The following is a 24,683-nucleotide window of genomic DNA, read 5'->3' as shown; positions in this document are numbered from 1 at the left end:
TACTCTTTTCCAGCTGTACCTTTACACTTCAGCGATCTCTTCTTCGCTTCAACCATTCGAAATTGCCCCAATGACTGCGTAAACTAGCGCCACAACAATTAAAACTTAAACCATTCCAGAGTTAACAAGGAGCCATTCATGCGCAAGAGCCTGCTGTTATTGCTGTCTCTGTTCGCTGCTTCCGCCGCAACATCGGTTCACGCCAAGCCTCAGGGCTTAACCGTGGACAAAATATCCGAACTCAACAAGATTCACAGCGTAGCTGTATCTCCCAACGGTCATCACCTGGTGTATGGCGTGAACTCGCCAGCCGTCGGTGACAAAGCCAAAACCAATTACCTCTACCTGAAACCGCTGAGAGAGAATGGCGTCGCTCGCCAAATCACCAGTAGCACAGGTGAGCACAATGTTGTTTGGGCACCCGATAATAGTGGTATCTACTTTCTCACCGGCCGTAGCGGTTCCAGCCAGATCTGGTTCCTCAGCCTGACGGGGGGCGAGGCGGTTCAGGTCTCTGATCTGCCACTGGATATTGAAGGATTTAAGATCGCGAAAAACGGCCAAACCTTTGTCCTGTCTATCAGCGTTGATCCTGAGTGCGAGACATTGGATTGCACAGTAAAAAGCAAACAGAAAGCTGCTGAAGAAAAAGCGACCGGTCGTGTCTATGATCAGCTGATGGTGCGCCACTGGGATACCTGGCTGCCTAAATGGAAACGTCATCTGTTTAGCGCCACTCCCGACGCCAAGGGCAAAATCACAGATGCCACTGATTTGATGCCAAACTGGCAAACTGATGTGCCTGCCCGTCCATTCTCAGGAATGGAAGAGGTTGCGATTACCCATGATGGTGCGCAGGTTATCTTTACTGCGAAGGCGCCTGGTCCAGATCAGCCTTGGCATACCAATTACGATCTATATGCCGTCAAAGTTGGTGGTAACAAGCCTCAAAACCTGACAGAACAAAACAAAGCGTGGGATGCACATCCTGTGCTGTCGCCAGATGGTAAAACGCTGGCTTATCTAGCCATGATAAAGCCAGGTTTTGAAGCGGACCGTTTTGGCATCATGCTGATGGACCTGAAGAGCGGTAAAACACACGAAGTGGCGGCTGATTGGGACCGCTCTACCGGTGGCTTAGTGTTTTCCAACGATGGTAAAACGCTTTATGTGAGTGCGCAGGACTTGGGTCAGCGCAGCATCTTTGAAATCGATATTGCCAACGACAAGGTCGAGCGCCTTTATGCCGATGGCTATGTGGGTGACTTGCAGTTTGCAGGTGGCAAGCTGGTGTTTACCCGTCACGCTTTGAATGCGCCAAAAGAGATTAAGGCACTGAGCTTGGCGAACAATAAGGTTTATGCGCTGACCGCAGTGAATGCTGACCATTTGAAAGAGATCAGTTTCGGTGATTTCGAACAATTCACTTTTAAAGGCTGGAACGATGAAACTGTTTACGGCTATTGGGTGAAACCGGTTGGCTTTAAGAAGGGCCAGAAGTATCCGGTAGCGTTCCTGATTCACGGTGGTCCACAAGGCTCATTTGGCAACATGTTCCATTACCGCTGGAATGCTCAGCTTTGGGCGGCACAGGGCTATGGCGTGGTGATGATCGATTTCCACGGCTCTACTGGCTACGGCCAGGAGTTCACCAACTCCATTTCTCGTGATTGGGGTGGCAAGCCACTGGAAGATCTACAGAAAGGCTTTGCGGCTGTTGCTGAGCAACAGGCGTGGCTGGACGCCAATAACGCTTGTGCACTTGGCGCGTCTTACGGTGGTTACATGATCAACTGGATCGCAGGTAAATGGAACGATGGTTTCAAGTGCCTGGTAAACCACGCGGGTTTGTATGATCTGCCTGGCTTCTATGCCACCACCGAAGAGCTTTGGTTCCCAGAGCACGAGTGGGGCGGCCCACAATGGGATGGCAGCGAAGACTACACCAAGTTCAACCCGGCTGACTATGTTGAGAACTGGCAGACGCCAATGCTGGTCATCCACGGCGAGAAAGACTTCCGTGTACCTTACGACCAAGGCCTGGCGGCATTTACCGCGCTGCAGCGTCGTAACATTCCCAGCCGTTTGATTATGTACCCAGAAGAAAACCACTGGATCCTCAATATGGATAACCTCAAGCAGTGGTATTCCGAAGTGTTCCGTTGGATGGATGCCTGGACTGAAAAGTAAAGTTCCCAGTTAACTGAATACCTTTGTTTACCCAGGAGAGCGGTTTAGCTCTCCTGGGTAGGCAGAGTTGCTCCCGCGCGGCATTTCCCATTTTTTAAGTCGCTCAACTCTCACTTTCTGCGCTTCATTTCTTGCTTTACTCATCGTCAAACTCGATGACCTGCCTGTTGATCAGCATGGTCGTTGCATCACTATATTAAAATATTGAACGAACGGTCGGTATTGATCTATGCTTTTATTAGCAGATGAATTGAGAACGTTATGAATAAGAAAGAACTTGCAGCGATACAGATGAAACAGCGCGTCATTGAAAAGACCATCGAGCTCTTTGGTACAAAGGGGCCGATTGAGTTTTCGGCAGCCATGTTGAGCAAGGAAGTAGGTGCAAGCAAAGGCGCGCTGTATCACCACTTTGAAAATCTGGATGCCGTCAAACTCGCTGCGCTGCAGTCATTAATTGATAGTTTTATGTATACCGGCGCTGAGGAAAAACCCTCTTATCCCAGTTTAGAAGCGTACCTGACCGACATAGGTGAGCAGGTGTTTTATCTGATGGAGCAGGAGCCGGTAAAGGTAAAAGCGATGCTGGCATTCGTTCAGCAGGCAGTATTTGAGCCGGTTTTTCAAGAAAAAGTGCGCAAGCTGTTTCAGCATAGCCTTGCACAATATTCCGAAGTTGTACGCTATCTGTTTCCTGACTTAAGCGACAAACAAATCACGGCTGCCGTACAGATTATAGACGCCCATTTAGGCGGAACCATGTTGCATTGGTACTTGTTGAATACGCCAGAACAGTGTCGTGAAAACTGGCGAAGTTTCTGCCGAATATTCTGCAACAGTATTGCTCAGGGGGTTGTGTGATTCGGATGTGGCTGAGCTTAGTGATGGTGCTGATGGTAACCGCCTGCGAAGAGAAAATGGAGGCGGAAAAGGTCTCGCTGCCGTCTGTTAAACCGATCCCGGTTGAAGTCATCACCTTAAAACCCCGTCAGCTCCAAGGCTCGCTCAATCTCTATGGTGTGCTTGAGCCCACGTCGTCCGTTGCCATCAGTGCAGACTTTTCTGCGCCGGTAGCAGAGGTGCTGGTGAAAGAAGGCTTGCGGGTATCGAAAGGTCAGCCTTTGTTGCGATTTGATATGCGTAAAATCTTGCTAAAGCGCCGCCAAATCCAGCATCGATTGGAGCAAGCACAAAGTCAGCGCACCCATGCCGAGCTGTCACTGTCTCGACAGCGTGAACTCATCGTCAGCAATACGGTATCTCAGCAACAGCTAGACAATGCGCAAGCTGATTTTGATTCGGCCCAAGCGCTGGTGATGACTTTGGAAAGTGAACTACAAGTCGTGTTGCAAGACCTCAACAATGCTGAATTACGAAGCCCTGCCGCTGGTGTCATTCGTACTCGCTTGGTTGAGCCTGGAGAAAACGCCGAAGCGTATGCGCCACTGTTCGAACTGGAAACCGACAGCAATTTGCGGGTGTCTGTGTTTGTTGGTGAGAAAATGCTGCCGCTATTACGGTTGGGGAATAACGCCATTGTTGACACCGTGTTTGGTGAGGCGAGCGCCAGGATCACATCCATTGCATCGAATGCTTCTTCAAATACCGGAAACTACGAAGTAAGACTGTTATTGGATAATGCTGATCATCGCTTCAAGGCGGGGATGAGTGTGAGCGTCGCTGTGCAAACCGTGCCTCAGGAAGGTGTCTTGCTCCTGCCTGAGTCTGCGGTCGTAGCCGACGGTGGTGAACATGTCATATATACGGTAAAGAATGAAAAGGCTCATCGCCGAGCCGTTCAGTTGGGATTGGGATTGAATGACAACCTGGTCATTTTATCTGGTGCAAAGTCAGATGATGTGGTGGTTGTGATTGGCGCTGACCGCCTGACTCAGGGCAGTCCCGTTCAGATTGAGGTGGACCATGCACCCCAATAAAAGCAGTGCTAAAAACTACTGGCTAAACCTCTTTATTTTACGTCCAAAACTTGGACATCTGGTCATGGCGCTGGTGCTGGTTTTGGGCCTGATGAGTTTGGTTGTGCTGCGCTATGAAGTGGTGCCGAAGATAGAGATGGGCATTATCAATGTCACAACGACCAAGGCTGGCGCCGGGCCAGAAGAGATAGAGCTGTCCATTTCTGCCCCCCTTGAAGAGGAGATACTGAAGGTTAATGGGGTCAGTAAAGTGTTGTCACGAAGCATGGAAAACCTTTCTCTGATTACAGTGATCTTAGACCCAGACACCGAGCAGGCGCAGTCGTTTAAGCGCTTGTCTGACGTGCAGCGCGCGGTTGATCGAGCCCAATCAAAACTGCCCAGCGACCTGATTGATAAGCCCTTGGTAGAGGCCCTCTCTACCGACAATTTAGCGGTGGCAGAGTTGCATATTACTGGGCCGGCCTCAGAACTTGTGCTCCGACAACAGGCCCGGTTATGGGAGCAAAAGCTCCGGGCGACACCGGGTGTCGCTGGTGTTGAGAGGTTAGGGTATCGACGCCCAGAAATAAGTATTGAACCTGACCTGCGAAAGCTGTGGCAGCTCGGCATTGGATACAGCGAGATCCAACAGGCGATACAGCTCCGAAATGTCCGTGACAGTGGCGGTTCCTTGGCTTCTCTGGTTGGCGAGAAAAAGGTGCTGACAGTGGGCCAGTTTGATGACCCGCTGGAGGTGGCTGATGTCATCATTCGAAGTGCGCAGCCGGGGAATGAAGTTCGCCTCAGAGATGTCGCCCAAGTAGTAAGAACGTTTGAAGATTGGTCGGTGCAGCTCCGCAGCGATGGTCAACTGGGGATCGCCCTGCTGATTAAGAAACAAGGCTCTGCTGACGAATTGAAAACCATCGCCAGCATTCGTGCGTTGCTGGACGAGTCATCTCCGGCACCTGGCGTCGAGCTTAAACTGGTTAACGACGTATCTCGATTTACCTACGACATGTTGGATGCGTTGGTGAGCAATGCTGTACTTGGGCTGATATCTGTTTTTCTAATCTTGTGGTTATTTTTGGGTGGCCGCATGGCGTTCTGGGTCAGTGTCGGATTGCCATTTGCGGTCTTGGCCACTTTCTGCGGCATGTTGATGTTCGGGCTTTCTGTTAACAGCCTCACCTTGATGTCGATAATCCTGGTGTTGGGAATGTTGGTGGATGATGCCATTGTCACAGGCGAAGCGATTCAGGTACGAAAGGAGCAAGGGTTAACATCGGTCGATTCTGCCATTCTCGGCACTAAAGATATTGCGGCACCCGTTCTGGTCAGTGTGCTTACCACCATACTGGCATTTGTACCCATCACCTTCCTGGGTGGGCTGGAAGGCAAGTTTGTTGCCGCAATTCCTCTTGTGGTGGGCATGACACTGTTGGCGTCATTGTTTGAGAGTAAGTTTCTGCTACCTGCTCACCTGGCACATAGCGAGTTTAAAGTTCGTCCCCGCATTTGGCTCAATCAGCTTCAGCATCGCTATCAAAAGGTCATGCGCTACTTATTGCGACGGCGCAAGTTGGCAGTGTTCGGCATGGTGACGGTTTTTATCGTGGTCACTGCAGTGAGTGGCTCTTTGGTAAGGTTTCAGCTCTATCCTGAAACCGCCGTCGATACTATCCATATTTCAGTCGAGCTGCCCAATGGCACTGCTTTCGAGCAAAGCGTGGAGCGGGTAGAAGAGATCGAACAACTCGTGCGACAAACCGTGCCAGCATCGGATCTTTTGAACATCACCAGTCAGATTGGTCACCATGATACTGATCCCTATGGCGGATCCATGGGAAGAAACCAAGCCTGGGCGATTGTGACCGTGTTTTTAAAACCACAAAACCAGGTGCAACAAGACCAAAGACAGACGCTGGCTGAGCTCAAGCAGGTGACACAATCTCTTCAAGGCTTTGTCATGCTGAGAGTTGAACCAATGAGCGATGCGCCCATTATCGGTAAGCCGGTTGAATTGGAAGTGATGTCAGATGGCACAGATAAACGTGTCATTGCAGCCAGTATTAAGCAGTATCTGAAGCGTGTGCAAGGGGTGACGCAAGTCTGGGATAGTGATCGTACCGGCAAGGCGATTGTGGACCTTCAGTTCAATCATCACAACCTGGCGTCCTATCATTTGAGTGTGAAGCAGGTCGCTGATGCCGTTCGTATTGCGATGGATGGCCTGTTGATTTCTGAGCAACAACTTGCCGCAGAGCGGATCTATTTCAGGCTGAGATTGCCCCCGCAGGCGAGAGAGAAACTCTCAACCCTGAGGGATCTGTTTGTGGTCAATGAGCTTGGCAAAGCCGTCGCCCTGAGTTCTGTCGCTGATTTTTCCCTTCGCCCGGGTGAGGCAGATATTAAGCGCCATAATGGTCGCCGCACTGTGACTGTATATGCCGAAATAGATCGCAGCCAGACAGATGTTGTCACGGTGAATGAGCAACTCAGTCAATTTATTGCGGCCCAGGATTGGTCTGTACGCTATCCCGATGTCACCTTCTATCAAGGAGGCGAAATTGAGCAGCATCGGGCCAGTTACACTGAGTTAGGGTTTGCGTTTGCAGGGTGTCTGATGCTTATCCTGCTGGTGTTAGTGGTCCTGTTTAACTCCTTTTCCCAACCACTGCTGGTGATGGCCGTGTTGCCTTTCTCAATCATGGGCGTTTTCCTGACCTTTGCGATTCAAGGGCTTCCGCTGAGCTTTATGGCGTTGATCGGTGTCTTGGGGCTGGTGGGTGTGCTGGTCAATGATGCCGTTGTGATGATATTCACCTTGAACAAAGAGGCGCATGGTGGTGATCCAGAGAAAGTGGCAGTGCTTGCCACCCGAAGGTTCAGGCCGATTGTGATCACCTCCCTTACTACGCTAGTAGGTTTATTGCCTACGGCATATGGGTTAGGTGGCTACAATCCCTTTGTGGCACCAATGGTGATGACCATGGCGTGGGGCGTCGTCTTTGGCACCCTGATTTCACTGCTACTGCTGCCTTGCTTGTTTATGCTGAATGATGATCTGAGAGTGGCGCTTAAAAATATCTTTCACGCCCACGATACCCAGCAAGCCGATCCGCCTATAAACAAATAGCTTCCACATGGATGCTTGTATTGCCCGAGAAACCAGCAAAGGGGTAGGATTACCGACCTCCGTAGGATGAAGGAGTCTGTTCTCGAATGTCTACCCGTTATCATCAGCGACTGATCCCGGTTATTCGGCATCTGGAAAAAAACTATATGTCGCCACTGAATCTTCAGGAGCTGGCGACGATAGCAAACCTATCGGCTTTTCACTTTCATCGTGTGTTCTCTGCGGTTACCGGAGAAACGCCAAAGGAGATGATACGCCGGTTGCGGTTGGAGAATGCAGCGTTGGATCTTTACTGCACCAATCGCTCGGTAACAGAGGTGGCGCTTGATTATGGCTTTTCCAGTTCGCAAAGTTTGGCGAAGGCGTTTCGTCAGTACTACGCTCTAACGCCCTCTGCTATCCGAGATTGTCAAAACTACGAACAACTTAAGGCAATTTTGCAAAACAGCAAGATTGGACACACTTTGCGCAAGTCTGGACACGCAGACAGCCCGGTGGCTTTACATAATGCAGATGAAACTAGTCAACGGAGTCATCTAATTATGGAAACCTGTCATTTTGAACCCGGAAAATTGGCGTACATTCGTGTTACTGGCCCTTATGGCGAGGGATACGATGTTGCTACCAATCAACTTTATCAGTGGGCGGGTGCTAAAGGGTTGCAGGAGTGCACCTGTATTTTTATTTACCACGACAACCCTGAGATAACCCCCGCTGAAAAATGTCGTACTGATGTGTGTCTGATGGTGCCGGAGGGGACTGATGTCTCTGGCCCGGTCGAGTTGCAGGATTTTCCTGGAGGGAGCTATGCCGTGGTCAGGGAAACGATTACCGACCAAAGCCAGTATGGCCAAGTTTGGCAGAGCCTGGTCGATCAGGTTGTCAACTCGCAGATGGAGATGGATGATCGGCCCTGTTTCGAGCTTTATCACAGCTACGACAAACAAAATAATCATGCCGATGTCAGCTTCTGTAATGCAGTGAAAGTGTGAGTGGAAACAAAAAGGCGCCTCAAGGCGCCTTTTTCCTAGCCGGGAGACCGACTGCTCAGTTCTACGAGAAGAGTGACAGTGCTTTTTAGTTTGAAGCCATCCTGTCACTCGCAAACAAGCGATAGGCGAAGCCCAAACCGACAGCGTAGGTTGTCTCGTCGATAAACAGCGGGCTATCTTCGTTTTCTGCGCCTTGATGAAAGCTTACCCGGCCACCCAGGAACACGCGGGCGCGTTTCTCCATCAGGGTAAATACCAGGCCAAAACCGACGTCTGTACCCATATAGCCGCCATTCGCATCATAGGCTTCACGATCAGGGCGGACATCTCTATCATCGACCTGATAGAAGTAGTCAGTTAGCTTTTCTGTGCCCCAAACCGGGCCAACCGTACCGACAAACCTTATCTCTCGGCCAAACAGGTTGTCATGCTCGTAACGCAGCTGGGGTTCAAAGGCATAGCCACGTTGTTCTAGGTTGGAAAAATCGGTAGAGAATACCGCGCGGGCCTGCAGTTTTAGGTCGAGTTTTGTTTGCTCATCATCTGCACGGTAGATTTTGTACTTGAGTTCTGGGCCGATACCGAACAGATAATCCAGATCCTCCATACCCTCACGGGCGTCGTTCTCATCGGAGTCGGCATTGAATGAACCATCAAGGGACAGATCTAGTTCCCAGCGGTCGTCTTCAAATGCCTGCGCCTTTAGTAAGCCATCTTCACCGGCGCGTATCACTTCGCCACGATAGATCAGGTAGGGCAATGCAATCTGGTTGGTATGGCTTTGGCCCGCTGCCGGGTAGTCTGGTCCATAAACGATACCGCCTGCCAGACCGACTTCCCAAAGGGGCTGCGGGCTTTCGGTTTTGCATGGGCTTGCTGTCACACACTCGACTTCCAGAGACTCTGCGCTAGCTGGCACACTGCAGATCCCCATCAACCAGCCTATCGCAACTAATCTCTTGTTCTGTGTCAGCATCTTGCTCTCTCACCAGTTTTTCTTTGATTCTATGGCGCTATCCCAACGTTAGATCAGTGGGCGCTGATAACTGGACCGGCAATGTGTCAGAGTTATTACAGAGAGCGGATCGCTAGTTTCAGATTGAATTAAAAAAAAGCCCAGTACTGAGACTGGGCTGTTTAGAATCATCGGCAGAGCAGGTAACAGGTAGCGACTAGCGAGGTTACGAGAATCTGAGTTGGTGATTGCCATGCTGCTTTTTTGCCTTCAGGTAATCTGAGTTACCTGGTTTCAGGTGGACTGAGGTATTTACCATGGTCTCTACCGTAATGCCGGCGGCCTTCAACTGCTCAGTTTTGCGTGGGTTGTTTGAGAGCAGGCGGATATGGGTGATGCCGAGTGCTTTTAGCATCTCTGCCGCTTCACTGAATTCACGCTGGTCTTCACCGAAACCCAATTTGACGTTGGCTTCGTAGGTGTTCAGCCCAGTGTCCTGAAGCTCATATGCATCGAGCTTGTTATACAAACCGATACCACGACCTTCCTGTCTCAGATAAAGAAGTATGCCGCCTTCAACATGGAGCAGTGAGATCGCTTCGTTCAGCTGCTCACCGCAGTCACAACGAGAGGAGTGAAACACGTCGCCGGTCAGGCACTCGGAATGCATTCTCACCAGCGGGATGTCGCTGGTGGTGCTGTTGGTTCCAGTGTTGTGGGTATGAGTCCCTTTAAATCTCATAGCGACATGTTCACAGCCGGACTCGAGTCCGTTGAAAGAGATGATCTCAGCCTCAACCTGCGCCGCTCCAACTTTCAGTGGCACCGCTTTTCTTACTTCTACCATGGGGTTCTTTCTAACCTCAGCTTCTAACGCTTTGTCTGACACTTGCTCTAACTCTAAATAGCTTGTTGTTTTGTACGATGGCTAAAGGGCATTGGACTGCGACCAGATCCGCAACTTATCCAATATCTCCAGGGCTGATTGACCAAACTCGGTCAGCTCATAGGTCACGGCGACCGGACGATCGTTGATCACTTTTCTGATCACCATGTTATTGGCTTCCAGCTCCTTCAGGCGCTGGTCCACCATCTTCTTGCTGGCGCCACCTAACATGCGCGACAAATCGTTGAATCGTACCGGGCCATCCTTGAGGTGATAGATGATAGAGCCGGTCCACTTTCCGCCGATTAAACGCATCCCTTTTTCGATGGCGCATGGTTCCAGGCAGGGATTCTCAACTTTTTTTCTGCCATATGCGTCTGTTTTTACTTGGCTTTCCAATTCTAACCTCGAAAAACTTAGTAGGTTACTAAAAGTATACTAATTGATTAATGTTTGGAGGTTACCATAATAAACCGCATGTCAACAATCCAAACGAACCCTATTTACTTATTCACGTACTAGAGTGATTGACTGGGTCATTCGATGTCAGGAGCAAACAGATGAGCAACGTTCTAATTATCAACGCCCACGAGCCTTCACCTTATTCAGAGGGCAAGCTGAACTCTTCACTGGTAGAAAAAGCCAAAACGCGATTGCAGGAGAAGGGACACGAGGTGCGCGTGGTAACCATGCAGGACGAGATCGTGGTTGAGGAGCAGTTGGCGCACTTTGAGTGGGCTGATCGTGTGATCCTGCAGTCTCCTATCAATTGGATGACCATCCCCTGGTCGTTCAAGAAGTATATGGACGAAGTTTTTACCGCAGGCATGGGTGGTGCCCTGTGTAACTTTGATGGCCGCACACCGGAACAGCCGAAAAAGAACTACGGTACCGGGGGCACCCGCACTAATACCAAGTACATGTTGTCTGTGACGTTTAATGCACCGGCTGAATCGTTCGGTGATGACGATGAGTACCTGTTCCGGGGCAAGACGGTTGATGACCTGCTGTTGCACATGCACGCGAACTTCCGTTTCTTTGGCATGACTGCACTACCTACTTTTGCCTGCTACGACGTGATGAAAAACGCCGATATCGAAAACGACTTTAAGCGGTTCGACGCCCATTTGGACAAAAACTTTTAGTTGTCAGTCATCACTTCGGGTGGCGCATGTCGGGGGGCGCATGTCCGGTGGCGACCGCAGGCATGTTGCTACCCACGTGAGACAACCTGTTGTGTTCAGAGAGGCAAAAGATGAGAACGCGTAATAGGAGAGTGCACCCCATGAATAGACACATTAACCGAGTGCTGAGCAGCGGCGCTCTGCTGCTCCTGTTTATGCTGCCGGGGCTGTCGATGGCATCTGCGTTTAAACCCGCACATATTGCGTCGCCAGAACAGTATCAATTGCTGCTTGAGAATGAGCAGGTGTTGGTACTGAAAATGGTACTGCAGCCGGGAGAGGCGGACACGATACATCGTCATCACGACGAAACTGTCTACTTTGAAAAAGGCGGCACGCTGACCATCACTGAGGGCGATGGCAAGTCGATAGTCGCCGAAGTCCCTGATGGTCATGTGATGTGGCATCCGGCTTGGGTCCATCAGGTGACCAACTCCGGCGACACCACGGTTGTTGCCATCATCGTCGAGAAAAAACCGTAAGCGTGTTTTGTTAGCTATCTCATTACCAATTCAGACTGACTGAGAGGGAAAGTGATGTTTACCTACTACGACATTGATAACGCTCCGGAAGCGTCTAAGCCGTTGATGGAGCAGTCGCTTAAAGGCTTCGGCATGTTGCCAAATCTGCACAAGATCCTGGCCGAAGCCCCAGCGACCTATGAAGCATATAACACCATCTTCAACCTGTTTATGAAAAGCACCACCTTGTCTCCGGTAGAGCAGCAGGTGGTCTTTATGACGGCGAACTTTGAGAACAACTGTCACTACTGTGTGCCTGGCCATACTTGGATGATGAAAGCAGGCAAGATGCCCGATGAGGTGATCGAAGCGCTTCGAGAGGGCACGCCCATTCCCGATCCTAAGCTGCAGGCACTGCATGACTATACCAAGGCGCTGCTTGATCAGCGTGGTCATATTGGTGACGAAAAACTGCAGGCGTTTTTGAACGCGGGATACAGCAAACGACAGGCGCTTGAAGTGCTTACCGGGCTGGCATCCAAACTGATCTCTAACTTTACCAACGCTCTCACTCACACCGAAGTGGATGAACCGATGAAGCCATTTGCTTGGACTCACCCGTCAGAGCGCTAAGGGAGTACCCGGAAACAGATACCTGACAATCGACTGAGTATGCGGCTGACATGCGCCGTTGGCATATGCCGGTAACACATATAGGTAACAGTGCGCACAGACGGCCGATGACTGATTAAGGAATTCTAATGAGTAAACAAAAAGATATTCACCTCTACACTGCATCGACCATGAATGGGTGGAAGCCGGTGATTTTTCTCGAGGAAGCGGGCGTTGAGTATGACCTGACGCCCATCGATTTTTCCAAGAAAGAGCAAAAGGCGCCAGACTACGTCAAGCTCAACCCCAATGGGCGTATTCCAACCATAGTCGATCGTTCAAACGATGATTTTGTGGTGTTTGAATCGGGCGCCATCCTTTGGTATTTGGCAGAGAAATACGGCAAGTTTCTGCCCAAGGACCCTAAGGAGCAATCACGCACCTTGCAATGGTTGATGTTCCAGATGGGAGGGGTAGGGCCAATGATGGGCCAGGCCATGTATTTTCAACGCATTGCCGCCAAACAGGGCGAGGAACATCCGTTTGCCATCAAACGTTACGTCGATGAAAGTCGTCGCCTGTTTGAGGTGCTGAACACGCACTTAGAGGGGCGTGAGTATCTGGTGAATGATGAGTTCACCATTGCAGACATCGCGACTTACCCCTGGGCGCGTGCCTTCTACTGGGCCAATGTCTCGGTTGAAGGACTGCAACACCTGCAAGCCTGGTTTGGTCGTATTGATGCCCGTGAAGCAACCCAGCGCGCATTAGAGATCCCCAAACCTTTCTGGGCATTCTTTGGTAAGGGTGATGTGGCGGCACAGGAGCGTGAAAACGCCGAACGCTTTAAAAGTGATGTGAGCAAGCAGTCATGAGCCAATCGAATACAGCAAAGAAACATGTGCGCATTGATATTGTGTCAGATGTGGTTTGCCCTTGGTGTGTCATCGGATACAAGCGCCTTGAAAAGGCCCTCTCGACCATGGATTCAGAGATCGAAGCTGAGATCCATTGGCATCCTTTTGAGCTGAATCGCAAGATGCCCGAGGGCGGTGAAAACCTGCGTGCCCACTTAGCCGCTAAATATGGCACCACGCTGGAAGGGAGCATTCGTGCCAGAGCGAATTTGACAGAGCTGGGTGCAGAGTTGGGCTTTCGATTCGATTACTTTGATGAAATGAAGATGTTCAATACCTTCAAGGCGCATCAACTTCTGCACTATGCCCGTGAATATGCCCGTGAACAAGGCAAAGAGACGGAGTTAAAGCTCCGCCTGTTCTCCGCGTTTTTTGGAGAGCGCAAAGAGATCGATCAAAACGAGGTGTTGGTGGCGGAGGCCGTTGCAGTCGGTTTGGATGAAGGCGAGTGTAGGGCGCTGCTGAGTGACGGCCGCTTTGCTGATGCCGTGCGAACTGAGCAAGTCACTTGGCTCAACCGTGGGGTGCATGCTGTTCCTACCTTCGTGTTGAATGGCGAGCGAGCCATTTCGGGGGCTCATGAAGTCTCTGCGATGCAGCAAATGTTGGAAAGTTGTGCACAACAGATCGAAAGCTAAAGCCAATGACTTAAACCAAAAAAGCCAGCCTCGTGCTGGTTTTTTTCTGCCTGACGATTGGCGTTAGCTTGTATTTCAAAAGGTTAGCTCTGACATTCTGGTAACGATGACAAATATTAGCAAAATCAATTTATTAAACGCTGTTCAAAACCTGTCTTGATTAGTGAAGACTTCAATTTTTAAGTGTGACTGAGTTCAAATAAAAGTGGTTAAAAATTGCGCATTATCGCCGCTGCTTGTGACTGAGGCTTCCAGTGGTTTGTTGAAGCCGACGTGGCGAGTGAAGGACAAACTAATAATAACTCACAATCACTTAACCTAAGGAAAGTGTTTTGAAATCTATAAAAAAAATGGTGTTGTCAGCTTTAATCGGTCTGGGCTGTATCAGTACCTCTGCTTCTGCAGAAGTTATCCTACATGCGTTTAACTGGAAATACTCTGATGTCGCAGCCAGAGCGCAAGAGATTGCGAATCTTGGCTACAAAAAAGTGCTTGTTTCCCCCGCTTATAAGTCCTCTGGTGGCGAGTGGTGGTCGCGCTATCAACCACAGGATTATCGTGTGATTGATAGCCCATTGGGTAACACGCAAGATTTTAAAGCGATGATCAATGCGCTCAACGCTGTGGGCGTTGCTACCTACGCTGACATCGTTTTCAATCATATGGCAAACGAGACCTGGAAACGGGAAGACTTGAATTATCCAGGTACCGAAGTGCTCAATGAATATGCGTCAAACAGCGGCTACTACAATCAGCAGATTGTGTATGGCGATTTGCTGGATAACTTCCTCGGCGCGAATGATTTTCACCCTGAGGGCTGTATCTCCAACTACAACGACGTAGGTGATGTTCAGTACTGGCGTTTGTGTGGCGGCAACGGCGACCGTGGTCTGCCAGACCTTGATCCAAACAACTGGGTGGTTGCGCAGCAACGATCTTACTTGAGTGCGCTTAAATCGATGGGCGTAAAAGGCTTCCGTGTCGATGCGGCGAAGCACATGACCAATTATCACCTGAACGCTGTGTTTACGCCCCAGATTAAAGCGGGCATGCATGTGTTTGGCGAAATCATTACGACCGGTGGCTCAGGTAGCGGTGAGTACGATAACTTCCTTGCGCCATACCTATATGACACCGATCATGCCGCCTATGACTTCCCGCTGTTTGCAACACTGCGAGGAGCATTGAACTTTGGTGGCAGCATGAGTTCTCTGGTAGACCCTGGCGCCTATGGCCAGGCGCTAGAGGGGGGCCGCGCTATCACCTTTGCTATCACTCACGACATTCCGCTTAACGACGGTTTCCGTTATCAGTTGATGGATGGTACCAATGAACACCTAGCCCACGCTTATGTGATGGGTCGTGACGGTGGTACTCCGCTGATCTACTCGGACAATAACGAGAGTGGTGATAACCGTTGGGTTAACTTCTACAAGCGTGGCGATATTCAAGGCATGTTGCGCTTCCATAACGGTGTGCAGGGCACAGGTATGCGGATCCTGAGTCACAACGAATGTCATATCCTGTTCTCTCGTGGTGACAAAGGTGTCGTCGGCATCAACAAGTGTAGTGGCGGGCAGGATGCATGGGCTGATGCGAGCAGCGCTGGACTCTGGTGGTATACCAGTTACCGCGACACGCTCGATGGCGGTAATGTCGAAACGATCAGCAGCAACTGGCATAAATTCTACCTGCCGCCACGCAGCGCCAGAATGTGGTTAAGAGACTAAATGTGGCTGAGAAACTGATAGTTATCAGGTGAATAAAGGCGGACTTAAGTCCGCCTTTTTGTATTAACGGCATAACGAAACTGGGTTGAACTGTTTACAACTGATTCTCTTCATCCTCTTCGCTGGGATCTTCTTCCATGGACAAGGTGAGTCCGGAAGAAGTGGTTTCACCATCACCGGTATCATTGTTTGCCAGCTTGAATTTCAGTCTCAGGTTATTGGGTGAGTCGGAGTTTTTGAGCGCGTTTTCTTCGTCAATTTTTCCTGCTCGCTCAAGCTTGAACAGTGCACTGTCAAAGGTTTGCATCCCCAGTGTTTCTGATTTCTCCATGATCTCCTTGATCGTAGAAAAGTCGCCTTTCTGGATCTGCTCCTTAATGGTGTGGGTGCCGATCAGCACTTCAACAGCAGCGCACCGCTTGCCATCTACGGTGGGTACCAGGCGTTGAGAGACAAATGCGCGTAAGTTATTGCCCAAGTCATTGAGCAATTGGGGGCGTCGCTCTTCAGGGAAGAAGTTAATGATGCGATCCAACGCCTGATTGGCATTATTTGCGTGCAGGGTAGAGATCGCCAGGTGGCCGGTTTCAGCAAATGCCAGCGCGTGCTCCATGGTCTCGCGATCGCGGATCTCACCAATAAGGATCACATCCGGTGCCTGGCGCAGGGTGTTCTTCAACGCGGCATGAAAACTGCGGGTATCTACCCCAACTTCGCGTTGGTTGATAATGCATTTCTTGTGGCGATGAACGTATTCGATCGGGTCTTCGATAGTGATGATATGACCACTGGAGCTGGAGTTGCGCAGGTCAATCAATGCGGCCAGGGATGTCGACTTCCCTGAGCCTGTGCCACCCACAAACAGCACCAGCCCACGCTTGATCATGATGACTTCTTTAAGCACTTCCGGTAGGCCAAGATCAGCAAATTTGGGAACTTCGGCTTTAATGTTCCTGGCAACAATAGAAACTTCGTTGCGCTGTTTGAAGATGTTAATCCGAAATCGACCAATGTTAGAGAGCGAGATCGCCAGGTTCATCTCAAGTTCATGATGGAAGATCTCCCGCTGCTCCTCATCCATGATGCCATCAGCGATTTTGGCAATCATGCCAGTGGTCATAGGCTCTTTAGCCAGTGGTTTCAGTACGCCTTCAAACTTGGCACAGGGTGGTGCGCCGGTACTCAGATAAAGGTCACTGCCATCATTTTTGGCCAGGATCCTGAGCATGCCATCAATGTCCATTAAATCCATATCGGTTCCATTTTTGTTCTTTTGTCTTATTAATGTAGACACGGTGGTGAGGTTCGTCGTGAGCAGAAACGAAAAGGGATTACTGACGCTCTAAGTATTCATCGAAACTATGAATACTCAGCTACGGGGGAAGGCGCGATACCGGGGCGGAATTGGCTAAAAAATGTCAAAAAACTTGCCATCTGTCGACTTTTTCCGGCTATTGTTAGCTAACAATAGGAACTGGTTTGTGGACCGACCTTGCTGCGCGTTAAGTGACTTGGGCGAGGTTAGTTTTCGGCAGAGACAGGGAATCAAATGGAATTACGTCGTGCTTTGGGGAGCTGCGTTGTTAGCTTAATAGCTGTCCTTATTACGCTCTGGATACCGCTAAGTGTCGATGCCAGTGAGGCTGCACCACTTCGTATTGGCTATCGAATCGATAGTGCGCCAATGCAGTATCAAAATGAGCATGGAGAGGCCAGTGGTATCCTGGTCGACTACTGGCGTACCTGGGCCGAGGTGGCCGGTACACAGGTGGAGTTTGTTGGCGGCTCTAACGCTGATACGCAGGCCTGGTTGGTTGATGGTCAGATCGATCTGATTGCGGGGGTGTTCGAAAACGAAAAACGTGCCCGGCAGATGGTGTTCTCGAAGCCTCTCCTACACAGTGAATATTTTCTCTACTTCAACACCGCGCAGGTTAATTTGCCCTCCGCCAATGCGATTGAAAATCACAGCATTGGTGTCACCCGCAACAGCTTCCATCACGACTGGGTTGAGCGCCATTACCCGGGGGCCGATCTGCGCACCTTCGATAGTTATGGCGACTTGTTCTCAGCAGCAGCGCGAGGTGAAATCGAACTGTTTGTTTCCCAGCCACTCTATCTTGCAACTTATCTCAAGCATCACCCCTCAACCGTCAGGTTTGAGCCAATTATGCCGGCGCTATACGGACGTCCGTACCGAGCAGCAATCAGCAAACATAATCTGCCGCTGCTCAAGTATGTGGATCGTCATATTGTCCAGATCGATAACAAGCAGAAGGATGCGATTTCCGCCAAGTGGAGTGGGTTTCATTGGGAATATATGCGCCATGAAACTCAGGCGACTGAACAGGACAAATTCCGTGCTCGCTTGAGTGCAATGGAGATCGCCTGGTTAGAGGCTCACCCTGTTATCCCGCTGGGGGTTGATGGCCGCTGGCCACCTGTGGATTTTGTTGATGACAGCGGTGAACTTACTGGGGTTCTGGAAGAGTACCTGACACTGCTGGAAGCGAGGCTGGGTGTGACCTTTGAGCCTCGGATCTTTGGTAGTTTTGGCGATATGGTATCGGCGCTGGAGAAGGGCAATATTAAGGCGGGCGCGACTATCGTGAAAACGCCCGATCGTAGTAAGGAGTTATGGTTTACCTCGCCTTATTTCAGCGCGATTAAGGTGATTGTCAGCCGCAGCGATCAGGCACCCTTCCAATCATTGACTTCGTTGCATGGTCATAAAATAGCGCTGGAGCAGGGCTTTTATCTGGTCGATGAGATCCGAAGTAGCCATCCCCAGATTGATGTCCATGTTTATCCCTCCACAGAAGATGCATTAAAGGCGCTCTCATTTGGTCAGGTGGATGCGTATATCGGAAACCAAGCCGTGGTCTCCTGGTTTTCCCGCAGCCTGCAGCTGACTAATTTAACCTTTAGTGGTGACCCCGAGTATGAGCCTGCTCATCAACGTTTTGCTGTGCACCAGGACCCGCAATGGCAGCCTTTGGTTGGGATACTGAACAAAGCGCTGGATAGCATCGATGTCTCTAATCGAACACAGATTTATAAGCGCTGGATCAGTGATGATGCACAACAGTTCACCCTGAACCCCATTATGTTGTCCCACAATGAGCGGCAATGGTTGGAGCTGCATCGCACTTGGCGTTTGGGTATTGATCATGCCTGGCCTCCGTTCGAGTTTGTCGAAGATGGCGCTTATCGCGGCATATCTGCCGATATCATGGCACTGCTGGCCCGTAATCTGGAAGTGGAGTTTGAGCCCGTGACATCGCTCGATTGGCAACAGACCATGACCGCGTTTGAGCAGGGTGAATTGGATATGTTGGCGGCGGTGGGAGCTACCCCTGAACGACGCCAGAAGATGCTGTTCACCAAACCCTATATGGAACACCCATACATGATCCTGGTGCACGATGACACGCGATTTGTCACCGAGATGAATGACCTTCTGGATAAGCGAGTTGCTGTTGTCGAAGGGTATGCGATCCAAGATATCCTGCGTGCCGAATATCCTGACCTGGAGATGAAGGCCTTTAACAACAGTGAAGCGGCTCTGTTGGCTCTGAGTGGCGGCGAAGTGGATGCTTATATAGGCATTCTCGGTAGTTCAGCCTGGACACTGGAAGCACTCGGTATTCGCAATGTTAAAGTCGCGGCACCCACACCCTATCGGTTTGCTCAGTCGATAGCGGTACGAAAAGATTGGCCAGAGCTTATTCCCATTCTTAACAAAGCGATCAGTTCTCTCTCTGATCACCAACGTAAGGCGATTGAGAACCGTTGGTTCTCAGTGCAGTTTGAGCATCACGCCAATCACTATCAGATCTGGCGGGCGATCATTATCACTTGTGCCATCGCACTGCCTATCATCGTGGTTGTGCTGATCTGGAATCGGAAGCTTAATCATGCAAAAGATCGTCTGAAGGAGAGCCGGGCGCGCCTGGCTGAGGCTAAGCTGGCGGCTGAACAGGCAAGTCGCTTTAAAAGCCAGTTTTTGGCAAACATGTCCCATGAGATCCGCACGCCAATGAACGCCATTGTTGGCATGACCCACCTGATGTTCAAAACCTCGCTTGATAATAAACAGAGGGACTACGCCGAGAAGATAAACCGCGCTTCACTGACCTTGCTGGGTGTTATTAATGACATATTGGATTTCTCCAAAGTAGAAGCTGGCAAACTGGAAATAGAGGATTCTGAATTTCAGTTGCAGGAGATATTCGCCAGTCTGTCGGGATTGTTAGCGACCAAGGCCGCGGAAAAAGGGATTGAAGTACTGCTGGATATTGAATCTGGCTTGCCGGATAAACTGGTTGGTGATCCTCTGCGCATAGAGCAGGTGCTGATTAATTTAACGCAAAATGCGATCAAGTTTACCGAACGTGGTGAAGTGATTGTAAAGGTCAGGCAGAAGGAACTGACAAACTCTCATGTCACACTGGCATTCTCAGTCAAGGATACCGGTGTAGGCATACCGTCTGAGCAGCTGCAAAAGCTGTTTTTGCCCTTCACTCAGGCAGACGGCAGTCGAACCCGGCAACATGGTGGTACCGGCCTGGGGCTTAGCATCAGCAAACAGTTGGTGGATCTGATGGGTGGTGAGATCCACGCCTCCAGCGAAGTGGGTAAAGGCAGCATTTTTGGCTTTAACCTGACACTTGCCTTAGCCGATGCAGATACCGACTCCTCCAGCGTATTTCGTGTGGATCCTGATCTTCGGGGCATTCGGGTATTGGTGGTGGACGATAATGCCAGTGCGCGTCAGGTGCTGCATGAAATGCTGACCTCCTTCTCATTTAAGGTTGATACCGTTGCCAGTGGCTCGGAAGCGATAGATCTGGTTCACCGCGCCAATAGTGAGCCGGATGGCACTCCTTATCAATTAGTATTGATGGACTGGCAGATGCCGGGCATGAATGGCATTGAAGCGTGCCGGGCAATCCGTTATCTGCCGTTGGTCCATAACCCGGTGGTGATTCTGGTGACCGCCTATGGACGCGAAGATGTGGCACAGGAAGCCGAGTTGGCTGAACTGGATGGCTTCTTGATTAAACCGCTGAACGCATCGTTGCTGTTTGACACCATAGTGCGCTTGTTTTCTGGTGAGCAGGGGACCGCTTCTGTCGAGAGTGACGCGGCTGAAGCACAGCTCAAGGGCCAGGTGCTGCTGGTAGAAGATCATCCGGTAAATCAGCAGGTGGCTGAAGAGCTTCTTCAGTTGATGGGGTTGCAGGTTACGGTTGCAGGGAACGGTGAGGAGGCGATTGCCTGTTTGGCCAAACAACCGTTCGAGCTGGTGTTGATGGATGTTCAGATGCCGGTGATGGATGGCTTCACCGCAACTCAAAAGATCCGCGAAATGTCCGCCTTTGTTGATTTACCCATCGTGGCCATGACCGCCCATGCGATGAAGGGCGACCGGGAACGGTGCTTGGCTGCGGGTATGAATGAACATATCCCTAAACCCATAGATCCAAAACGTCTATACGAGGTGCTTAGCCAGTGGCTTGATGTTGGCCACCCTGTGGCCAACGATGAAGAAGCCTTACCCAAGCCAGAGCAGATAAAGATAGAAGGGCTGGATACCGCATGGGGCATATCAAGAGTCGGTGGAAACCCTGAGCTTTATCTGAAGTTGGTCAGTGAGTTCTTCCAACGCCATCGTAATGAACTGCTGCATATCCGCAAAGCGGCTGAGTGTGGTGACCTTAAAGAGGTCCACCGAGCGGTGCATACCTTGAGGGGCGTCGCAGGAAACATTGGCGCCAAACCGTTGGAACATGCGGGGGCGAGGTTGGAGAGTCGGATCCAGGTCGAGTCATTCAGTTTCTCTTTGGCTGAATGGTCGGCATTTGAAGATGCTTATCAGCAACTGTTTGATGCCTTGGCTGAACAGGTCGCAACTGAGCAAGAAGATGAACTAAATGAGCAGGAATCGCCCACAATCGTCGTTCCCCCCGACCAGTTGAATGAGTTGCTCGGCCCGTTGATGCGTTTGTTGAAAGAGGGCGATCCCAGCGCCAAAGGGATGGTGAAAGAGTTGGAGTCTCAACTGGACCAACGTCTCGCCGCCCAGCTCACCGATCTTATTAACGAGTTCGAGTTTGATAAAGCTAGAGATGTCATTGCTGAAACCTTGAGTCATGCAGAGTAAGGAAATAGCGAAATGGAGCAGTTAGCCACGGGACGTGTTCTTATTGTTGATGATGAAACCTTCTACATAGATGTGTTGGTTGAACTTCTCGGAGAGCACTATCAGGTCTCTGTCGCCAAGAGTGGCGAGCAGGCAATGAAGCGGATTAATGATGGTTTCAGACCTGATCTGATCCTGCTGGATGTATTGATGAAAGGCATGGATGGTTACCAGGTGTGCGCCCAGCTCAAAGCCACGCCAGCATTAGCAGATATTCCAGTGATATTTCTCACTGTGAAAAGTGATGTAGATTCTGAGATGCATGGCTTTGAACTGGGTGCATCTGACTACATTGTTAAACCATTCAGTCCGCCAATCGTGCGTGCCCGGGTATCTACCCATATAGCTTTGGCTAAGTCCCGACAGGCGTTAAAAGCGAAGAATATTCTGCTGGAAGAGCGAGTCCAGGAGCGAACTGAGGAGATCGCGCGAACCCAGGACGTGGCTATCTATTGCATGGCGTCATTGGCGGAAACCCGTGACAACGAAACCGGCAAACATATTCGCCGTACCCAGCATTATGTGAAGTCTCTGGCGGAAGCCTTGGTTGATCACCCCAGATTTCAACAGCAGCTGAACGAGGAGTACATTGACCTGCTGTTTAAGTCCGCACCGCTCCATGACATAGGTAAAGTGGGGGTGCCCGATGCGGTGCTTCTCAAACCCGGCAAGCTTGATGCTGCCGAATGGGAAGAGATGAAAAAACATGCCGAGTATGGCAAAGAGGCGCTGGAGAATGCCGAGAGTGAGTATGGCAGCTCAGATTTTCTTTGTGTCGCCAAAGAGATCGCTTACGGCCACCATGAAAAATGGGATGGCAGTGGTTATCCGCAGGGAATATCAGAAGAGCAGATCCCGGTATCTGCTCGGTTGATGGCGGTCGCCGATTGCTACGATGCGCTGATTAGCCGTCGGGTATACAAACCTCCTTTCACTCATGAGCAGGCGGCTCAAATAATTCTGGATGGGCGGGGTAAACACTTTGATCCGGCGGTCGTTGATGTTTTTGAAGCGATTCAAGACAGGTTTATTGAGATCGCCAAAGAATATGCCGACGATGATTACGAGTAGCCGAAAACCGGTGGACCAGCGGAATTAGGCTTATCAGCTCTGATTCAGAAACAAACGGATATTTGAAAACCAGCACTCGCTGGTTTTTTTGTGGGCGCTGAAAATGGGCGGACGGAGGTATGTAAACGCAAATTTCTAATCGGCTCATAAGGATAGAAAACGGCATTCCCTCGTGTCCGTAACAGTGTGCTTGATTTAAAAAATACCGTGTTAAATAAATGTGACAGATTTCAAAAACAGGCGGTTAAAAAATAGGCATTATCGCCGCTGCCTTGCGCACCAAATGAGTGCGCCCTGCGTCCACAGGGAAAAGGCGTATGACTATAAATCTAAAAACTAATAACTACACAAACAAAGGAAAAGTGTTTTGAAATCTATCAATAAGTTGGCCCTGTCAGCCTTGTTTGGCTTGGGTTGCTTCAGTGCATCTTCTTCCGCTGAGGTTATCTTGCACGCGTTTAACTGGCAGTACTCAGATGTGGCGGCTAAAGCACAAGAGATCGCCAATCTAGGCTACAAGAAAGTATTGGTGTCACCTGCCTATAAATCATCAGGTAATGAGTGGTGGGCGCGCTATCAGCCCCAGGATTATCGTGTTATTGATAATCCTCTTGGTAACACCCAGGACTTTAAAGCGATGATCAACGCGTTGAGTTCTGTCGGTGTTTCAGTCTATGCCGATATCGTTTTCAACCATATGGCGAATGAGACTTGGAAACGTGAAGACCTGAACTATCCAGGTACGGAAGTGTTGAACCAGTATGCGGCAAATAGCGGCTACTACAACCAGCAGATAGTGTATGGCGACTTGCTCGACAACTTTCTGGGGGCAAACGACTTCCATCCTGAAGGTTGTATCTCCAACTACAACGATCCCGGTAACGTTCAGTATTGGCGCCTGTGTGGTGGCAATGGTGATCGCGGCCTACCGGATCTGGATCCAAATAACTGGGTGGTTGCTCAGCAGAAGGCCTATTTGAATGCCCTCAAATCTATGGGCGTGAAAGGCTTCCGCGTCGACGCAGCTAAACATATGAGCATGTATCATCTGAATGCGGTGTTCACTTCGGACATTAAGTCAGGTATGCATGTATTTGGCGAGATCATTACCACGGGCGGTTCAGGTAATGGTGATTATGACAACTTCCTGGGACCCTATCTTTACTACACCGATCACGCAGCCTATGACTTCCCGCTGTTTGCTTCCATCCGCGGCGCGCTCAACTTCGGCGGCAGCATGAATCAGTTGGTTGACCCTGGCGCTTACGGTCAGGCTTTGGAAGGCTCTCGTGCCATTACGTTCGCTATTACGCATGATATTCCGCTTAATGACGGCTTCCGTTACCAGCTGATGGATAGCACTAATGAGCACCTGGCTCATGCATACGTGCTGGGTCGAGACGGCGGTACTCCGCTGATTTATTCAGATAACAATGAGAGTGGTGACAACCGCTGGGTAGACTTCTATAAACGTGGTGACATCCAGGGCATGTTGCGATTCCACAATGGTACTCAAGGCACTGGCATGCAGATCTTGAGTCACAGTGATTGTCATATTCTGTTTAAGCGTGACCACATGGGTATTGTGGGCATCAACAAGTGTGGCAGTGGTTATGATGCCAGGGTGAGCACCGCTAATTCAGGCCTCTGGTGGTATACCAACTACCGCGATACGTTGAACGGCGCCAATGTAGAGAATATCAGCAGCGATTGGCATAAGTTCTACCTGCCGCCTCGCAGCGCAAGAATGTGGCTGAAAGATTAATCGATAAACAGGTATGAGA

At 50.3% G+C, this 24,683-nt stretch carries 18 protein-coding genes; 14 read left to right on the top strand and 4 right to left on the bottom strand.

The features are described 5' to 3' along the window. Positions 1–138 precede the first annotated feature (138 nt). From ABEA14_RS09580 to ABEA14_RS09560, 5 genes are all read left to right on the top strand, one after another. Positions 139–2,190: a S9 family peptidase gene (locus ABEA14_RS09580; RefSeq protein WP_345339742.1), complete on the top strand. Its 2,052-nt coding sequence runs from the start codon at positions 139–141 to the stop codon at positions 2,188–2,190. 261 nt (positions 2,191–2,451) lie between these two features. Beyond that, the gene (locus ABEA14_RS09575) at positions 2,452–3,051 is read left to right on the top strand and encodes a TetR/AcrR family transcriptional regulator (protein ID WP_345339741.1); all 600 of its coding nucleotides are present in this window, start codon (positions 2,452–2,454) and stop codon (positions 3,049–3,051) included. A 5-nt stretch (positions 3,052–3,056) separates the two neighbouring features. Next, on the top strand, positions 3,057–4,127 hold the full coding sequence (locus ABEA14_RS09570) for an efflux RND transporter periplasmic adaptor subunit (RefSeq protein WP_345339825.1): 1,071 nt from the start codon (positions 3,057–3,059) through the stop codon (positions 4,125–4,127). Next, positions 4,114–7,248, top strand: a complete 3,135-nt coding sequence (locus ABEA14_RS09565; RefSeq protein WP_345339740.1) for an efflux RND transporter permease subunit — start codon at positions 4,114–4,116, stop codon at positions 7,246–7,248. Before ABEA14_RS09570 ends, ABEA14_RS09565 begins: the two co-directional genes overlap by 14 nt. An 86-nt stretch (positions 7,249–7,334) precedes the next feature. Next, positions 7,335–8,240, top strand: a complete 906-nt coding sequence (locus ABEA14_RS09560; RefSeq protein ID WP_345339739.1) for an AraC family transcriptional regulator — start codon at positions 7,335–7,337, stop codon at positions 8,238–8,240. Positions 8,241–8,325: 85 nt separating this feature from the next. On the opposite strand, the gene ABEA14_RS09555 is transcribed toward ABEA14_RS09560, so the two are convergent. The 3 genes from ABEA14_RS09555 to ABEA14_RS09545 all read right to left on the bottom strand — a co-directional run bounded on the left by ABEA14_RS09555 (position 8,326) and on the right by ABEA14_RS09545 (position 10,480). After that, on the bottom strand, positions 8,326–9,216 hold the full coding sequence (locus ABEA14_RS09555; protein ID WP_345339738.1) for a MipA/OmpV family protein: 891 nt from the start codon (positions 9,214–9,216) through the stop codon (positions 8,326–8,328). Positions 9,217–9,421: 205 nt separating this feature from the next. Continuing rightward, entirely contained in the window at positions 9,422–10,042 is a 621-nt protein-coding gene (locus ABEA14_RS09550) for a GTP cyclohydrolase II (protein ID WP_345339824.1), read from the bottom strand. An 81-nt stretch (positions 10,043–10,123) separates the two neighbouring features. Next, on the bottom strand, positions 10,124–10,480 hold the full coding sequence (locus ABEA14_RS09545) for a winged helix-turn-helix transcriptional regulator (RefSeq protein ID WP_345339737.1): 357 nt from the start codon (positions 10,478–10,480) through the stop codon (positions 10,124–10,126). Positions 10,481–10,641: 161 nt separating this feature from the next. On the opposite strand from ABEA14_RS09545, the gene ABEA14_RS09540 reads away from it, so the two are divergent. From ABEA14_RS09540 to ABEA14_RS09515, 6 genes are all read left to right on the top strand, one after another. Next, positions 10,642–11,226, top strand: a complete 585-nt coding sequence (locus tag ABEA14_RS09540) for an NAD(P)H-dependent oxidoreductase (RefSeq protein WP_345339735.1) — start codon at positions 10,642–10,644, stop codon at positions 11,224–11,226. Between the two features lie 140 nt (positions 11,227–11,366). After that, entirely contained in the window at positions 11,367–11,747 is a 381-nt protein-coding gene (locus ABEA14_RS09535) for a cupin domain-containing protein (protein ID WP_345339733.1), read from the top strand. A 54-nt stretch (positions 11,748–11,801) separates the two neighbouring features. After that, on the top strand, positions 11,802–12,359 hold the full coding sequence (locus ABEA14_RS09530; protein ID WP_345339732.1) for a carboxymuconolactone decarboxylase family protein: 558 nt from the start codon (positions 11,802–11,804) through the stop codon (positions 12,357–12,359). Between the two features lie 128 nt (positions 12,360–12,487). Next, the gene (locus tag ABEA14_RS09525; protein ID WP_345339731.1) at positions 12,488–13,213 is read left to right on the top strand and encodes a glutathione S-transferase family protein; all 726 of its coding nucleotides are present in this window, start codon (positions 12,488–12,490) and stop codon (positions 13,211–13,213) included. After that, positions 13,210–13,893: a DsbA family oxidoreductase gene (locus ABEA14_RS09520; RefSeq protein WP_345339730.1), complete on the top strand. Its 684-nt coding sequence runs from the start codon at positions 13,210–13,212 to the stop codon at positions 13,891–13,893. Before ABEA14_RS09525 ends, ABEA14_RS09520 begins: the two co-directional genes overlap by 4 nt. Positions 13,894–14,225: 332 nt before the next feature. Continuing rightward, positions 14,226–15,623, top strand: coding sequence for an alpha-amylase family protein (locus ABEA14_RS09515; protein ID WP_345339729.1), 1,398 nt, complete (start codon positions 14,226–14,228; stop codon positions 15,621–15,623). A 94-nt stretch (positions 15,624–15,717) separates the two neighbouring features. Here the strand turns inward: ABEA14_RS09515 and ABEA14_RS09510 are convergent, their stop codons facing one another. After that, on the bottom strand, positions 15,718–16,866 hold the full coding sequence (locus ABEA14_RS09510) for a PilT/PilU family type 4a pilus ATPase (RefSeq protein WP_345339823.1): 1,149 nt from the start codon (positions 16,864–16,866) through the stop codon (positions 15,718–15,720). Between the two features lie 306 nt (positions 16,867–17,172). On the opposite strand from ABEA14_RS09510, the gene ABEA14_RS09505 reads away from it, so the two are divergent. From ABEA14_RS09505 to ABEA14_RS09495, 3 genes are all read left to right on the top strand, one after another. Continuing rightward, positions 17,173–21,789 (top strand): transporter substrate-binding domain-containing protein, encoded by a 4,617-nt coding sequence (locus tag ABEA14_RS09505; RefSeq protein ID WP_345339728.1) that lies wholly within the window; start codon positions 17,173–17,175, stop codon positions 21,787–21,789. A 12-nt stretch (positions 21,790–21,801) separates the two neighbouring features. Continuing rightward, on the top strand, positions 21,802–22,899 hold the full coding sequence (locus tag ABEA14_RS09500; RefSeq protein WP_345339727.1) for an HD domain-containing phosphohydrolase: 1,098 nt from the start codon (positions 21,802–21,804) through the stop codon (positions 22,897–22,899). A 367-nt stretch (positions 22,900–23,266) separates the two neighbouring features. Next, the gene (locus ABEA14_RS09495; protein ID WP_345339726.1) at positions 23,267–24,664 is read left to right on the top strand and encodes an alpha-amylase family protein; all 1,398 of its coding nucleotides are present in this window, start codon (positions 23,267–23,269) and stop codon (positions 24,662–24,664) included. Positions 24,665–24,683: the final 19 nt, after the last annotated feature.

Source organism: Corallincola platygyrae (assembly GCF_039544265.1).
GTDB lineage: Bacteria > Pseudomonadota > Gammaproteobacteria > Enterobacterales > Neiellaceae > Corallincola > Corallincola platygyrae.
Note: the sequence above shows the minus strand (reverse complement) of the source record. Positions and strands in the feature narration are given on the sequence as shown.